The 15426-nt window shown below is 64.4% G+C and carries 15 protein-coding genes and 1 pseudogene; 12 read left to right on the forward strand and 4 right to left on the reverse strand.

Features of this window, described 5'->3' with window-relative positions; all coding sequences use genetic code 11:
- The first annotated feature begins 20 nt into the window (after positions 1–20).
- The 4 genes from mvk to BMON_RS06245 are packed head-to-tail and all read left to right on the forward strand — an operon-like array spanning position 21 to position 5257.
- Positions 21–1226: a mevalonate kinase gene (gene mvk, locus BMON_RS06230; RefSeq protein ID WP_081882941.1), complete on the forward strand. Its 1206-nt coding sequence runs from the start codon at positions 21–23 to the stop codon at positions 1224–1226.
- Positions 1223–2311 (forward strand): diphosphomevalonate decarboxylase, encoded by a 1089-nt coding sequence (gene mvaD / locus BMON_RS06235; protein WP_033512732.1) that lies wholly within the window; start codon positions 1223–1225, stop codon positions 2309–2311. The genes mvk and mvaD overlap by 4 nt, the downstream gene beginning before the upstream one ends.
- Positions 2312–2321: 10 nt before the next feature.
- Positions 2322–4640 (forward strand): type 2 isopentenyl-diphosphate Delta-isomerase, encoded by a 2319-nt coding sequence (fni, locus tag BMON_RS06240; protein WP_051917957.1) that lies wholly within the window; start codon positions 2322–2324, stop codon positions 4638–4640.
- Positions 4641–4642: 2 nt separating this feature from the next.
- Complete coding sequence (locus BMON_RS06245) at positions 4643–5257, forward strand: DNA-3-methyladenine glycosylase (RefSeq protein WP_051917965.1); 615 nt, start codon at positions 4643–4645, stop codon at positions 5255–5257.
- Positions 5258–5382: 125 nt separating this feature from the next.
- Here the strand turns inward: BMON_RS06245 and BMON_RS06250 are convergent, their stop codons facing one another.
- Both BMON_RS06250 and BMON_RS06255 read right to left on the reverse strand, forming a co-directional pair.
- Complete coding sequence (locus tag BMON_RS06250) at positions 5383–6396, reverse strand: ribose-phosphate diphosphokinase (RefSeq protein ID WP_033512734.1); 1014 nt, start codon at positions 6394–6396, stop codon at positions 5383–5385.
- Between the two features lie 178 nt (positions 6397–6574).
- Positions 6575–9118 carry a hypothetical protein gene (locus tag BMON_RS06255; protein ID WP_033512736.1) on the reverse strand — a complete coding sequence of 848 codons (2544 nt, stop codon included), beginning with the start codon at positions 9116–9118 and terminating at the stop codon, positions 6575–6577.
- On the opposite strand from BMON_RS06255, the gene BMON_RS10410 reads away from it, so the two are divergent.
- Entirely contained in the window at positions 9117–9389 is a 273-nt protein-coding gene (locus BMON_RS10410) for a hypothetical protein (RefSeq protein ID WP_033512743.1), read from the forward strand. The two genes, BMON_RS06255 and BMON_RS10410, sit on opposite strands and share 2 nt — an antisense overlap.
- Positions 9390–9416: 27 nt before the next feature.
- Entirely contained in the window at positions 9417–9662 is a 246-nt protein-coding gene (locus tag BMON_RS10415) for a hypothetical protein (protein ID WP_033512744.1), read from the forward strand.
- Here BMON_RS10415 and BMON_RS10690 read toward each other — a convergent pair.
- Positions 9635–9739 (reverse strand): annotated as a pseudogene (locus tag BMON_RS10690) (hypothetical protein); the annotation flags it as partial. The gene BMON_RS10415 and the pseudogene BMON_RS10690 sit on opposite strands and share 28 nt — an antisense overlap.
- Positions 9740–9822: 83 nt before the next feature.
- On the opposite strand from BMON_RS10690, the gene BMON_RS09985 reads away from it, so the two are divergent.
- From BMON_RS09985 to BMON_RS06295, 6 genes are all read left to right on the forward strand, one after another.
- Positions 9823–11244: a zinc ribbon domain-containing protein gene (locus BMON_RS09985; protein WP_152595765.1), complete on the forward strand. Its 1422-nt coding sequence runs from the start codon at positions 9823–9825 to the stop codon at positions 11242–11244.
- 174 nt (positions 11245–11418) lie between these two features.
- The gene (rpsF, locus tag BMON_RS06275) at positions 11419–11715 is read left to right on the forward strand and encodes a 30S ribosomal protein S6 (protein WP_033512745.1); all 297 of its coding nucleotides are present in this window, start codon (positions 11419–11421) and stop codon (positions 11713–11715) included.
- Positions 11716–11804: 89 nt separating this feature from the next.
- Positions 11805–12446 (forward strand): single-stranded DNA-binding protein, encoded by a 642-nt coding sequence (locus BMON_RS06280; protein ID WP_033512746.1) that lies wholly within the window; start codon positions 11805–11807, stop codon positions 12444–12446.
- A 114-nt stretch (positions 12447–12560) separates the two neighbouring features.
- Positions 12561–12809, forward strand: a complete 249-nt coding sequence (gene rpsR / locus BMON_RS06285; RefSeq protein ID WP_033512747.1) for a 30S ribosomal protein S18 — start codon at positions 12561–12563, stop codon at positions 12807–12809.
- A gap of 15 nt (positions 12810–12824) precedes the next feature.
- Positions 12825–13271 (forward strand): 50S ribosomal protein L9, encoded by a 447-nt coding sequence (gene rplI / locus BMON_RS06290; RefSeq protein WP_033512749.1) that lies wholly within the window; start codon positions 12825–12827, stop codon positions 13269–13271.
- 422 nt (positions 13272–13693) lie between these two features.
- Positions 13694–14467, forward strand: coding sequence for a siderophore-interacting protein (locus tag BMON_RS06295; RefSeq protein ID WP_033512751.1), 774 nt, complete (start codon positions 13694–13696; stop codon positions 14465–14467).
- 131 nt (positions 14468–14598) lie between these two features.
- Here BMON_RS06295 and BMON_RS06300 read toward each other — a convergent pair whose 3' ends face one another.
- Positions 14599–15282 carry a TetR/AcrR family transcriptional regulator gene (locus BMON_RS06300; protein WP_051917958.1) on the reverse strand — a complete coding sequence of 228 codons (684 nt, stop codon included), beginning with the start codon at positions 15280–15282 and terminating at the stop codon, positions 14599–14601.
- Between the last annotated feature and the right edge of the window lie 144 nt (positions 15283–15426).

A 15426-nucleotide genomic window follows, 5' to 3' on the forward strand; every position in this document is an offset into this window, starting at 1 on the left:
CGCCGATGCGGAGTGGGTCGATGGTGTCTCCATTAGAATCCGTAAAGGACATCAAGAGGAGAAACAGCAGGTCGGCATTGGCACTTCAACAACATCAACAGCATCGCGCGGCACCGGAACCACACCGCGGATACGGTGAGACATGGGCGAAAACCATTCTGATGGGCGAGCATTCCGTGGTCTACGGCTACCCGGCGATCGCGGTGCCGATCATGAGCCTGCGGATGCGGGCGTGGGCCGTGCCGGTCAGGAACGGCCGTCCGGGGACCCTGCGGGCCTTGGGCTATTACGGGCCGTTGGCCGGTGCACCGGACCAGTTCGGGGGTGTGCTCAAGGCGGTCGAGGTGGCCCGTGAATTCGCCGGCTACCCGGATCAGGAATTTGACATCGTCACTCGCTCGGACTTCCCCGCGGGTCGCGGTCTGGGATCCTCGGCGGCGGCCTCCGGCGCGGTCATCCGCGCCATCGTCGATGCGGCCGGCGTGCAGGCGGGCCATGACGACATCGTGGCGATGACGAACAGCGCCGAGGTCGTCACCCACGGTCACCCGTCCGGGCTCGATGCGGTGACCATCTGCGGCGACGATCCGGTTCGGTTCGTCAATGGCACGATGACCTCCATCGACGTGCGCATGCCCGCCTACCTGGTCATCGCCGATTCGGGCATCGCCGGCAGCACGAAGGAGGCGGTCGACGCGGTACGCCGCGAATACGAGCGTGACTACGACCGTGTCCACGACATCCTCGAACGACTCGGTGATCTGGCGGCCCACTCCGCGGATGACCTGCGCGACGGGGGTCTGAACTCGTTGGGACGGCGCATGAACCGCGCCCATGCCCTGTTGAGCGAACTGCACATCAGCCATCCCAAGGCCGACGCCATGGTCGAGCAGGCGCGTCGCAGCGGCGCCGTCGGCGCCAAGATGACCGGAGGCGGTCTGGGAGGCTGCATCATCGCGCTTGCGGCCGACCTCTCCTCGGCGCGCACGATACGGCATGACCTGTTGGCGCTCGGGGTGCCGGCCGTGTGGATCCATCCGCTCAACCAGCTTGATGTGGAGGTGGACCGGGAGCTGAGCAACAATCCCAGCGTCGGCAACACCCGGTTCAACACCCCGGATTCCGAGGGAGCCGGCGATGTCAGGAATACCGCCGATGACAGGGATATCAGCGGTGCCAGGACCAGTGACGCCAGAAACACGGTGGAAGAGCGCGGTGCCCTATGACCGAGCCGGTCGATGATCGCGCGACGCGTCACGCACGGCGGGCCACGGCCACCGCGCATGCGAACATCGCACTGATCAAATACTGGGGCAAGGCCGATGAACGGCTCATCATCCCCAGATCCTCCAGCCTTTCGCTCACGCTCGATGGGTTGAGCACCACCACCACGGTGACGTTCGGTAACGATGCTTGCGACGGTGCTGACAACGGTGTTGCCGACGGTGCCGATGCCGCCGCCGCGGATACCGATACGGTGGCCCCGACCTCGGGCGACACCCTGATCATCGACGGCCGGCGCCACGAAGGCACGGCGTTGCAACGGGTCGCGAAGTTCATGGATCTGGTGCGCCGCATGGCGGGTATCGATACGCCTGTCCGCATCGTCTCGCGCAACACCGTGCCGTACGGCGCCGGTCTGGCCAGTTCCGCCTCCGCTTTCGCCGCACTGGCGGCGGCCGGTTCGCGCGCCGCAGGCCTCGACCTCAGTCCACGTGGGCTCTCCCGACTCGCCCGCCGCGGTTCGGGTTCGGCCTGCCGCTCCGTCTTCGGCGGTCTGGTGCAATGGCATGCGGGGCATGACGACGAGTCGTCCTACGCCGAGCCGGTGCCTTGCGCCATGGATCTCGCCATTATCGTGATCGCCGTATCCACCGGACAGAAGAAGCTCTCCAGCCGGTCGGGCATGCGGCGCACGGTGGACACTTCGCCGCTGTACCCGGCGTGGATCGATGCGGGCGAACGCGATATGCGCGAGGCGCTCGATGCCGTGGCCCGGCAGGATCTCGAGAAGCTCGGCGAGGTTAGCGAGGCGAACGCCCTCGGCATGCACGCCGCCATGATCGCGGCGCGGCCCGCGGTGCTCTATTGGATGCCGCAGACCGTGGCCGCACTGCATGCGGTCGAGGCGGTACGCACGAGCGGTCTGCCCGCCTGGTCGACGATGGATGCGGGCCCGAACGTCAAGGTCCTCACCGATGCTGGGCATGCCCAGCGCGTGGCCCAGGCACTGCGAGACCGTCTGCCCGGCTGCGCGGTTCAGGTGCATCGGCGTGGGCCGGGTGTCGTGATGGAGAACGGTTACGAGTAAGGACGAAAGCATGATGGGCGCAGAGGAACACGGATATCCGTCGAGCGAGGCCCAGGCGTCGGGCAAGCTGTACATCGCCGGTGAGTACGCCGTGGTCGAATCGGGCCACCCCGCCATACTCGTGGCCGTGAATCGTTTCGTCACCGTCCGCGTCAGTCCCGCCGCATCCGCCGACGGTCACGGGAGCATCCGATCCGAGGGCCACCCCGAGGCCGATGCCACATGGCATCGCAGCCCCGACGGCGTGTGCGTGGTCGATGAACCGCGGCCGGGGGCGGCCTTCATCCTTGAATCGATACGTGCCGTCGATGAGGTCGTCAGGCACGCCGGCATCGCGGTGCGGGTGTTCGACATCGCCATCGTGAGCGAGCTCGATGACGATTCGGGCCGCAAATACGGTCTGGGGTCCTCCGCCGCCGTCACTGTGGCCAGCGTCAAGGCGCTCCTCGGGTTCTACGATCTCGACCTCGAGCCGACGATGCAATACAAACTCGCATTCATCGCCTCGAGCCGCGCCCAGAAGGTCGGGTCCGGCGGTGATATTGCCGCCAGTCTCTTCGGCGGCTGCATCAGGTTCTGCGCCGTGGACCGCGCCTGGGTCAAGCAGCGCCTGGCCGACACCGAGGTGTCGGCGCTGATCGCCATGCCCTGGCCGGGCTTGGGCATCACCCGGTTGCGGGTGTTCGGCGACCGTTCGCACGGGGGGTCGGCGGGGGTTGCGCCCGCCCCGTCGCTGCTGGTCGGGTGGACGGGCCGTCCGGCATCCACCGAAGATCTCGTCACCCACGTGCATCGGCATAACGCTGAGGATCATCACGAACGCTACCAGCGCTTCCTCGACGCCAGCGACCGCTGCGTCGATGAGCTGGCCACGGCACTGACCCATGCGGATATGGACGGCATACGGCGCCATATCGGTCAGGCGCGGGACCTGTTGGCCGGCCTTTCCGGCCTCACCGGCACGCTCATCGAGACCCCCGAGCTCACCGCGCTGATCGATATCGCGCTCGAACATGATGCGGCAGCGAAGACCTCGGGCGCCGGCGGCGGCGACTGCGGCATCGCCATCACCAATGATGCGCTGCGCGCCGCGGATATTCGGCGCGAGTGGGCGGCGCAAGGCATCGTGCCGCTCGAACTCACCGTGGGCCAGCCCCTCGCCGACACCCCCGAATGGCACGATGCCAGTTCCCTGCGCAAGGACGACCATGTCCGGCTGGCGCTGCGTCAGCATGAGCATGAAGGGGCCAACGCCTTCGACGACCTGCGCTTCATTCATCACGCGTTGCATGGCGTCTCCGTCTCCCAGGTCGACACATCGGTACGGGTGTGCGGCGGCCAGTGGATGCAGCCCTTCTACATCAACGCGATGACCGGCGGGTCGGCGCGTACGGGCGAGATCAACCGCGCCCTGGCACACGTGGCGGGCGAGACCGGCGTGGCCATGGCCTCCGGTTCACAGCACGCCGCGTTGCGAGACCCCGCCCTGACCCCGACCTTCACGGTGATCCGCGAGCAGACCACGGGCTTCGTGTTCGCCAACATTGGCCCCACGGTGAGCCCGGACCAGGCCGTCGAGGCCGTGCGGATGCTCCACGCCGATGCCCTGCAGATTCACATCAACCTCGCGCAGGAGATCATCATGCCCGAGGGAGACCGCGACTTCAGCACCTGGCCGGACCGCATCCGCGCCATCGCGCAGGCCGTCGACGTGCCGGTCGTGGTCAAGGAGGTCGGTTTCGGGATGAGCCGTGCGACGGTCCGCGAACTGGCCGCTCTCGGCATCACCACCGTCGACGTGAGTGGCCGGGGTGGCACCGATTTCGGTGTGATCGAGAATGCCCGCCGTTCCCAAGGCGATTTCTCCGCCCTCGGGCAATGGGGGCAGTCGACCGCGCTGTGCCTGCTCGAATCGTTGCAGGGACCCGATCCGGTCGGCATCGACGTGCTCGCTTCGGGTGGCGTGCGCAATCCGCTGGACGTGGTCAAGGCGCTCGCCTTGGGCGCGCGGGCCGTCGGCGTCTCCGGCCATTTCCTCGGCGTGCTCGACCGGGAAGGCGAGCGAGGGCTCGCCGCCGAGATCGGTCGCTGGGCCGCCGAGATCCGTTCCATCATGGCGTTGCTCGGCGCCAGAACCGTCGGTGAACTGGGTGACACCGATCTCTTCGTCGACGGGCTGACCGCCAGGCACGCCGACCTGCTCGGCGTCGACGTGCGGTCCCTGGCCCACCGCAGCGAGAACAGCGAGAACGTCAAGAACGTCAAGAACGGCGAAAACGTCAAGAACGGCGAAAACAACGAGAACGTCAAGAAAGCGGCGCAGGAATGAGCATGGTCGCGGATTCCGCCGCGGTGCCGGGCTCCACGTCGGTTGCAGCGGATCTTACCTTCCCCGACGCGCTGACCGGCACGGCCGATGAGGCCGCTCGGCGGCTGCTGGGGTGCCACCTGATTCGCGAGCTCGACGGAGCCCGGCTCGTCGTGCGCGTCGTGGAGGTGGAGGCGTATGACCAGAACGATCCGGCCAGCCACACCTTCCACGGCAAAAGCCATCGCAACCGCGCCATGTTCGGCCTCGCGGGTCACGCCTACATCTATTTCACCTACGGCATGTACCACTGCATCAACGTCACCGCCGGCGTCGACGGATTCGGGTCCGGGGTGCTGCTCCGGGCCGCCGAACCGTTGGAGGGCACCGGCATCATCGAGGAACGACGGGGTAAACGGGGGCCCACGGCGCTCAACGGACCGGCGAAGCTGTGCATGGCGCTCGGCATCGATATGGATCTCTACGGCCACGACCTGACCCGACCGCCGCTGCGCATCGAACTGGCGGGCCTCAAGCCCGGCGAGCATGTCGACGCGACCGAGCGGATCGGCATCTCCAAGGCGGTGGAACGCCGCAGGCGCTACATCATTGAGGGCAACCTTTACCTTTCCCGCTGAACAGTACCGCGGTGCGGGTGTAGGTGTAGCGGGTGCGGGTGCGGCGCAGTGCCGAGCAGGCGTGGTGTGGTGCGGCGCGGGTGCGGGTGCGGGTGCGGTGCGAGCGAAGAGCCCGCACGAAGCGATCAGGCGTAGATGTTGCGCGGGTGGATATCGGTGGGCAGGCCGTTGAGCAGCGTCGACACCGAACCGGATTCGAACACCGAACGGATACCAGCCGCCAGCAGTGGCGCCGCGGAGAGTACGACCATGTTCGGCAGGCGTTTGGCCTGCGGCACAGGCACGGTGTCCATGAGGATAATGGCGCGCACGTCGGCATCGCGGAGCCGTTGGACGGCCGGGCCGGAGAGAATCCCGTGTGTGGCCACGAGCGTGACGCTGCGGGCGCCGGCCGAACGCAGGGTGCGCACCGCCTCGCAGATGGTGCCGGCCGTGTCGATCATGTCGTCGACCACCACGCAGTCGCGGTCCTGGACCTCACCGATGATGCCGTGGGCCTCGGCGTGATTGGGACGCGTGATGTCACGGGTCTTGTGGATGAAAGCCAGGGGCAGTCCGCCGAGTTTGGCGGCCCACTGTTCGGAGACCTTGATGCGGCCGGCGTCGGGGGAGACGACCGTCGTGCTGCCCAGATCCATTGAGCCGCGCACGTAGTCGAGCAGTACGGGCATGGCGGTGAGATGGTCGACCGGTCCGTCGAAGAATCCCTGCTCCTGGGAGGCATGCAGGTCGACCGTCATGATCCGGTCGGCGCCCGCCTTGCGGAAGAGGTCGAACATGAGCCGTGCGGTGATGGGCTCGCGGCCCTGATGCTTCTTGTCCTGGCGCGAATAGCCGAGGAACGGCGCCACCACGGTGATCGAACGGGCCGAGGCGCGTTTGAGGGCGTCGACCATGAGCAGCTGCTCCATGATCCACTTGTTGATGGGTACGGTATGCGATTGCATCACGAAGATGTCCGCGCCGCGCACCGGTTCGGTGAATCGCACGTACATCTCGCCGTTCGCGAAGTCGTAGGCGGTTGATTTGAGCACTTCGGCGTGCAGGCAGGCCGCCGTCGCCTCAGCCTGCTCGGGGTAGGCCCGACCCGTCACGAGTGCCATCCGCTTGTGGGGGGTGCCTTGCAGAATCGCCGTCATCATATACCTTCCCATGCGCGGGCCGGACGCCGCGCACGTCTACGCCATGGAACCACACCCAATATACAAGCAATATGGAATGCCCGGAACGGCTGCCGACGCCGGGTGTCACGCGGAAGCGCGAACGGGGCGCAAGTCCCGGGCGGTCGGGCCGGAACCTGCATCGTCGCCGGTGGGTCTAATATCCCAGGCCGGTGCTTTCGTCGCTGAACGTCACCTTGACCTGGTTGTTGACGATCGAGAAGGTGCCGTTCACGGTGAAGCTGTTGCTGTCGCTCTCCGGTGACCAATCGTCGCCCGACTTTTCATCGTAGGTGACCTTGGCGTTCCCGCTCGTGGTCTCGAAGCTCTTGGCGCTCACATCGACGTTCTGGACGGTCGGGTACGAGGCGATCGACCATGCGAAGTTGCGATAATCATCGCTCATCGAGGTGGAGAAGGACGAATACCCGCTGTTGCTGAATGGGCAGCCCTGAGGGTTGGCGGAAGTCGACGCCGCACAGGTGTCGAGTTTCTTGCGGACCGCATCCTGTATGGCGGTGGTGAGTTTGTGGGTGGGCCGTACATCGAGGCTCTGGCTGGCGGATTCCGAGGAGATTCCGTTGGCGTTGGTGATGACCACGGGACTGGCCGTCAGGTAATCCGATTGGGCGAGCTTGGCGGTGTACACGCCCGGGTAGGCGTTGAGCTCGAGCGTGGCGTCGCTCTCATCGGTGCTGCTGCTGTTGTCGTTGCCGCTATGGCTGGCGGCCCCTTTGACGGAGACCGGGACGCCGTTGATGTTCACGGTGCCTGCCGCCTGGGGCACCTGGAGCGACATCGTGGTGAGCAGAGGCGTGTTGATGTGCCAGTTGCGGAACAGGAGGAACTTGCTGCCGCTCGGCGTCATGGTCAGCGTCGAGGTGTAGGTTCGCGTACCCAGCATGTAGCTGATGCCCAGCTGCGTCGAGCCGTCGGGCTGGCGCGCCGACGAGGTGATCCGCTGGTTGTAGATGGTCGTGTTGGCGCCGCCTGCGGCCTTATCGGTCAGCAGCGCCGCCTTGTTGCCGTTGAGATGCGGGTCGGCGAGGTTCGTCGCCTCACTGAAACGACCCGCCGCGATGCTGGACAGATACGAGTTCGCCACCGACTTCGCGCTGAACACGGTGCTGTTGACCACGCCGTAGACGATGCCCAACAGGATGCAGGCGCCCACGATCGCCGTGATGGTGATGACGCGACGCCGCTGTGCGGGGTCCGCCGGTTGGGTCATCGCCGGTGGCGCGGGCATGGTGACCGGTGTGCCGGCGTTCATCGCGGACTGGCCATTCGTGGTCTGGGGCATGGTCTGCGGCATTGCCTGGGGCATGGTCTGCGGGAATGACCCCTGCAGCGTAGGTGCTTGCATGACTGGTGCGGGCGTGGTCGTAGGCGAGGCTTCGGGTGTGGCTGCAGGAGACGCTTGGACGGTTCCGGCCACGAGGAAGCGCCAGAGTCCGGGAACCGATCCCACCAACGATGACACCAAGGTGGAGCCGATCGTCAGAGCGATGACCTCGATGCCGAAGGCCCACAAGGCCGCAACAAGGAAGTACCACGGCTGAGGGGCCAGGGAGAAGCTTGAGTTGTCCTCCGAGCCTCCCAGCAATCGCCCTACCGTGCCGGTGTTGAACCCTCCCGAGAGATTCACGAACAGATATTCCCCGACGAGCCAGAAGAGACCGACGCACAAGGGGGCTTTCCACGAGGCGTTCCATGTGGCGTCAGTGCGGTCATACATGGCGCGTGTGCTGGCGCGTAGGACGATGTAGAACGTGCTGATGAGGAAGGCTGCGAAGCACAGCCAGAGGATCCAGCCGAAGTCTACCGTGGACGTGATGTTGAACAGTGAGAGTGTTCGATAGGCTTGGTCGTTCGCCGTCATCTCAAGCACGGCGAAGGATGACAACGTGAACAGGGTCAGCGGCAGGGCGGGCAACAGTAAGGGCAATAACAACAACAGTTGTGCGGCCTGCATGTGGATGGACCATGCTGCGAAGCCGATCACCGACAGCACCGTGAAGACCACGGCGTACACCATCATCGACTCTGCGCAGGTGCGCACGAATCCGTGGGCACGGTGGAGCCAGGTCCAGGTGGCCTGGAGCGGATTGGATTCGTCCGGCAGGAGATCCGCCAGCGTGAAGCCGGCGGCCGCGCCCAGTGCGGAAAGCAGGAACGCCATGGCGAATGTGCGCAGCGAGGTGCCGTGCAATACGGCTCGACCGGTCGTGTCAAGCAACGAGGCACTCGCGGGCAGCTTGAACATGGCGCCGAGCAGCAGATAGATCAGGCTCGTCACGAATCCGACGATCGCGGCACTGGCGATCCGTGACCACTTGGTTCCTGCGATGCGCCGGCGTGCGAGCAGATGGGCTCCGAACGCCGCGCCCAATACCAGAGCGAGGCCGCTGAGGTTGATGGGGAACCACAGATACGAACTGATGCCGAGTTGATCGATGGAGGCGCCTGAGACGGTGGATGATACCGAGAACGAACCCGACACCCCCATGATGAGGATGAACACCGCCCACTGGAAGAAGTTCGGTCCCACCGCGGATGCGCCCGAATTGCCGGATCCAAGCATTGATAAGGCATAGCTGAGCTGGCGCAGTGCCGAGGATCCGGCGATCATGAGCAGGATCGAGGACAGCAAGGCCACCGCGATAGCCGCACCGATGCCAATGCCCGTGGAGGCTGCCATGGCGCGTATTGAATTCGGCGACATCAGCTTCTGGACGACTGGGTTCGGCGCCGTGGCGGTTGGCGGTACCACTGTTGGCGGCACTGTGGTTGGCGGCACCACGGTCGGCGGTTGCTGGAGCGACGGCTGTGTCGGTGTGGCTGACGGCTGGCTGGGTGATGCCGGCGTGGACGCCTGTGGTGCGGAGAATTGTGGCATGTCCGGTTGTGGCATGGCCGGTTGCGTCATGACCGTCGGTTGTGGCACTTCGGGCTGCGCTGCAGCGGGCTGAGCGTTGGAAAGGGGGGATGAAGCGACTGTGTCGGAAGCGTCTTGCGCCGGTGTCGCCGGTGTCGCTGCGGTCGGTGTCGGTTCGGTGGCCGGGATCTCGATGGCTTCGGTTCTGGCTTCGGCCGGTTGCGGCATCGTCGCCGTCGGCTCGTTGATTGCGGCAGGCATGGATGCCGTCGTGTTGGTTGCCGGAGCAGCCGGCTTCGGCCGGGCAACGAGCGTGCCGCATTGCGGACAGAACTTCACCCCACTACGCAACGATGCACCACAGTGAGAACAGAACATGATGGCCCCCTCAGACTCATGTCGACTGGTCGTCTTCGCTCTCACCATATTGTGCGGGGTAAACATGGGTACTCCGACTGGGGTTATCCTTGGGAACCGTTGGGGACCGTGGTGAGAGGCTCAGGGCGGTCCGATCGAGAGGGGGAATCATGTGGCGATGCGATCAGTGCGGCGCGGATGTGGCCGATGGGGATTTGTTTTGCGGTGTGTGTGGCAAGAAACAGCCGCCGGCGGCCGGTGACGGTTCAGCGGGAGCGGCCCGGACCGCGGTGACGGGCGCTGCGGTGTGCCCGCAGTGCGGTGCGGCGGTGACGCCTTCCATGCGGTTCTGCGATCAGTGCGGTGCGGCGCTGCAGTCATCCGGGAATGAACCGTCGTCCGATGGCCAGGCTCCGGTCCCTGTCGCTGTTGATCATGCCCAAGGGGTCGAAGGAGATCAAGGCGACAGTAATGATGTGAACGGCGGCGTTCAATCTGGCGGGGTTGTGCCCGGCGTCATGCCGCCTGCGATGCCGAATCTCACCGAGTCCGGGTCCGCACCCTCCTCGTATCCGCCCCTCGAGGGATTTGCGGTTGACGACGCGGCCGTAGGCGCACCCGGCTCCGTTCCGGTCGAGGCTCCCGGCGGTGGCCGGAAGCGGTGGCCGATCGTCGTGGTGGCCGTGGTCTCGATCATCGCCGTCGCGCTGATCGCCGCCGGCGTGTGGTGGTTCGTCATACGCCCGGCCGGGAACGCGAGCGGTACGTCCCATCCGCAACCCGTGTCGGCGCAAAGCGCCGGCGCCGCGAAACCGCATGCCGGGAAGAACCGCACCTCCGCCCCGAAGGTCGCGAGCTGCTCCACCCCGCCCAGCGCCCAGCTCGCCTCCACCGCGCACGAGGGGGATACGCTCGTCGCGGTGCTTGATCTCGATACGAATTGCGACAACTCGAACGCCCGGTTCAACAGGGCCGACGTCAGGGTGAGCATCCGTGATCAGGATGGCGTGGCCGCGGCCGCCGTATTCGATTTCTCGAAGCATCCGATCGACTTCAAGGACGGGACGGCCTCGTTGCATCTGGCATATGGGTTGTCCCAATATTGGAGCCCCTACGACCGCATCGACCCCTCGGGCAGCGATGTGGTGTTCCAGGCCGGCGAGGCGGGCAACGGCGGCGACGTGCAGGCACCGGGCGGCGCGATCGGGGGCAGCAACGTGCGCGATTCCGACATCGAGCGCAATGCCCAGATCGCGTTGCAGTCCCAGATCTCACACGACTCATCGGCCGCTTCGGATCTCTACGATAAGTACACCACCCAGCTGTCGAGCAAGAAGTACGGTCTCCAGGCCGAGGGCAAGACGTGGCATTATCGCGACATCGAGTCCCAGTACCTCCAGATGCGGCTCAAGCACCCGAACGCCCTGCTCATCTGGGCGGCCACCTACAGCAATTACACCGAGGATGGCAATCCGGCGGATTATTACGTCGTGCTTTCCGGCGAGAGCCTGGATTCGGTCGACGCCGCGAATGGCTGGTGCTCGTCGAACGGCTACAGCAGCAAGGACTGCATCGCCGTCCAGCTGCGGTAGGCCGGGGTGCGGCCTCTTGGGCGTTGGCGCGACCATGGCGGACCGGCCGATCCCCCAAGGCGTGTCCCGTGCGCCGGTTAGGCTGGTGAGGTTGCATGTGGTTCGCCCATGTGCATTGCATACACACTCCTGCTGCGGAACGTCCGCAGCCATCTGGTCCAAAGGAGGTGGGTGATGTCTGCACACAAATATGAACTGATGTTCATTGCCGATTCTGAGCTCGACGAGCGCGGTCTGAAGAAATTGACCGAGCAGTACCTGGAACTGATCACCAAAGAGGGGGGTTCCTTCGAAGAGCCCGACTATTGGGGTCGCCGCAAGTTCGCCTATGAGATCGACGGCAAGAACGAGGGCAACTACGTCGTGGTGAAGTATTCCTGCGAGCCGGCCGTGAGCACCGAGCTCGACCGTGTCCTCAACCTCAACGAATCCATCGTCCGTACGAAGATCATTCGTAAGGACGCCAAGTAAAGCGTTCGCACGATGTCGTCGCGCCACCGTCTCGTCGATAACGATCGACGGGTGCACGCGCACGATATAACGGAGAAGAAGGTAGCGTCATGGCAGGTGAAACCACTCTTACCATCATCGGCAATCTCACAGCGGATCCGGAGGTGAGGACGATCAGCAGCGGTGCTTCCGTTGCGAATTTCACCATCGCTTCCACGCCGCGCACGTACAACCGCGAGACCAGTCAGTGGGAGGACGGCCAGGCGCTCTTCATGCGCTGCGCCGCCTGGCGTGAACTGGCCGACCATGTCGCCTCAAGCCTGACCAAGGGCATGAGGGTCATCGCACAGGGCCGGATCAGCCAGCGCTCCTACCAGGCCCAGGACGGGTCCAACCGCACGGTCGTCGAAATGACGATCGACGAGATCGGTCCTTCCCTGCGGTACGCGACCGCTCAGGTCACGCGCCAGAGCTCCGGTTCGGGCTTCTCGGGAGGCTCACGCGGAGGATTCTCCGGTGGGAATTCCGGCAACGGCGGTAACGCGGGCAACGGCGGCAACGCCGGGAACCGTGGCCGCGGCGCCTACCAGGGCGGAGCGGGATATTCGGGTGGCGCAAGCCAGCAGCCGGCCCAGCAGTCGGCGCCGGCGGCGGATCCCTGGGGGTCCTCACAGCCTCAGTCGAACGACGGATTCTCGTCCTTCGGCTCCGGTTCGGACTTCGGCGGGGATTCGGACGAACCCGAATTCTAGGCCTGCCTTCCGTGCGGCCGACCGCCACGCCCTGAGGGGCGGATACGCATCGCCGCATCCTGTGCAACACGCATACGTATAACGAGAACATCAGTATCCAAGGAGAACATCGAAATGTCACGCAAGAGGCCGCAACCACCGGTCAAACCGTTCAAGAAAAAGCCGAACCCCCTGAAGGCGGCGAAGATCACCGAGATCGATTACAAGGACGTCGCGCTGCTGCGCAAGTTCGTGTCCGATCGCGGCAAGATCCGCTCCCGTCGCATCACCGGCGTCAACATCCAGGAGCAGCGCAAGATCTCGCAGGCCGTCAAGAACGCCCGCGAAATGGCCTTGCTGCCCTACGCCACCTCCGGTCGCTGATAGAAGGATAGGAACATGGCAGAAATCAAGGTTATTCTCACCAAATCCGTCTCCAACCTCGGTCACTCCGGTGACGTCGTCGAGGTTCGCCCGGGCTATGCACGCAACTACCTGATCCCGCAGGGCCTCGCCTTCGCGTGGAGCAAGGGCGCTGCGGCACAGATCGACTCCATGCGTCGTGCGCGTCTCGCCAAGAGCGCCGCCACCCGCGAGGACGCCGTGGCCGCCAAGGCCGTCATCGAGGGTACGATCGTCGAGATCGCCGCCAAGGTCTCCGAATCCGGCAAGCTGTTCGGCGGTGTCTCCGCCGAGAAGATCGCTGCCGCTTTGGCTCCCAAGGCCGCCGTCGATCCCAAGAGCATCAAGGTTGCCGCCATCAAGTCGACCGGCGAATTCCCGGCCACCGTGGCGCTGCATCCTGAAATCTCCTCCTCCTTCATCGTCAAGGTGATCGCGGAGTAGTGCATCGGCCGGTATGGAGACATACCGGCCACCTATGATATCAACGTATCAAGCTTAAGCATGAGGCCCGTCGTCTGCGTTTGCGCGCTGCGACGGGCCTCGTTTTCTTCGCCGTGCGCTGTGCAGGGCCTGCCTGCTGTGCCCAATGAATGGTGCATTATCTCGCTGTGGTTATGCTTTAGCCGCCATTGTTGGTAGATTGTCAAGAGTATCTGCAGTTTGCTGTATGTGTGTCGGCAGTTCACGACATCACGACATCACGGTGACTCCGTACGTTCGTACGTTCGTACGTTGGCATGTTGATGGTGGCGGAGCGTTGTGTGGTTCATGCCTGAATGAGCCGTCGTAATCGCTGGCGTCGGAGTGTTGGCCTGCGGGGTCGGTATTGCCCGGTTATGGGTGGAAAGGTGGATGTGACGGCCATGAGCAAAGGTCTGCAGGGTGCCGTGCTTCGGATGTTGCACGCCGATGAGTTCCGGTTGCGCGTGGTGTCCACCGCGCTTGAATGCGGCGGGCTGATGAAGCGCGTCACGTTTTCCAGCTGTGGCCGTTTGCCTGATGCCTTGTTCGAGCCGGCTGCGTGGATGCGGTTGTGGTTCCGCACCGAAACGGGCCGGGAGGTGCAGCGTGCCTACACGGTCGCCGGGTTCGCCCCCGATCACAGCACCATCGATGTCAGTTTCTACTTGCACCAGACCAGCGGTCCCGCCGCCTCGTGGGCGCAACGGGTGCAGTCGGGGGCTACGCTCGACGTGAGCGTGTTGGGCTCGTGGCCCTTCCACATGAATGAGCACGACGACGGCGTGGTGCTCCTGGGCGATGAGACCGCGTTCCCGGCGCTTCGCGCGATTCTTTCCGGCCTGCCGGACGGTGTTCGTGCGCATGTGCTGTTGACGGGCGAGCATGATCTCACGGAGTTTATTCCCTCTCGTCCGGGCCTTGACGTGCGGTATATGCCGGCGAGGCGTGCGGCGCGAGGATTTGAGCGGATGCTGCGCGGCCTTGATGACGAACGGCGAAGTGCCACCGGCAATCAAGGGAAAACCGAGACTCGGCCCGGTATGACATGGGACTGTTGGGCGGCTGGTGAGTCGTCGATGATGCGTGCGGTGCGCGCCGCCGTCAAACACAGCGATGCCGTGCGCTCCCAGGAATCGCATATCCAGGGGTACTGGTCGCTACATCATGTGATCTGACCCCAGAACTACGAAGCCGCATACCGGGCGGTTCACGGAGTGCACCGCACGGGGTGCACCGCACGGGGTGCTCCCAGGGGTGCCACACGTCCATGTCCGATTTACAGATGTCCGATTGGCGCATGTCTGATTTACAGATCGGTGGTCTTGACACCCAGCTGGTGCAGATAATCCAGGGCGAGGGATTGCATGTCTGTGGCCTTGGGGTCGAGCAGCCATTGTATCTGTATGCCGTCGGTGAAGGCGATGAACTGCCGGGCCATGCGCTCGGCTTGGTCTGGTGTAGCGCCGGTCCTCTGGGCGAAGTTGCCGGAGAGCTTATCCACAAGAATGGCGTATCGCCGTTCGAAATATTGATGTGCGGGATGGTCGGGGGCAGTGGCCTCTGCGGAGAGCTTGACGAAGATGGCCACCGTTCCCGGTGTCTGTGTGTTGTAACGCATGGCATCGAGTAGGAGCGAGATGGCGTTGTCATCGGTGACGCTGCGGCCGGTGAAATGGTCGAGTGGCATCCCAGCTGTTCGTATGAACAGTATGTCTCGATGTTCTATGGCGGCGAGGACGAGGGCATTCTTGTTCATAAAGTATCGCAGCAGACCGGAATGCGAGATACCTGACTTGGCGGCGATGGAGCGCAGGGAAACCGCATTCGAACCCGATTGGGCAAAGAGAGCGAGCGCCGTGTCGAGAATGCGTTCGCGTGTGCGTTCCCCCTTGGTGCCCTGCTTCGGCGTGACGACAGAGCGTTTGGCACGGTGCTCGTCGTCAGAGACCGAGACCTGTGGACTTTCTGTGTGATGTGTATCTGTCGGCATGATACCGCCCTCTCCATGGAACCCTCACCACTGGAAAACCAGTGTATCGAATGTTCGTATACATAAAAAGCAACCACGCGGAACCTTGCGGTTTCAATGGCGATTTTCTCGCCACCTCCGCCACGCGGATCAGAGCGGGACGGA

Origin of the sequence: Bifidobacterium mongoliense DSM 21395 (genome assembly GCF_000741285.1) — a bacterium.
Classification (GTDB): Bacteria; Actinomycetota; Actinomycetes; order Actinomycetales; family Bifidobacteriaceae; genus Bifidobacterium; species Bifidobacterium mongoliense.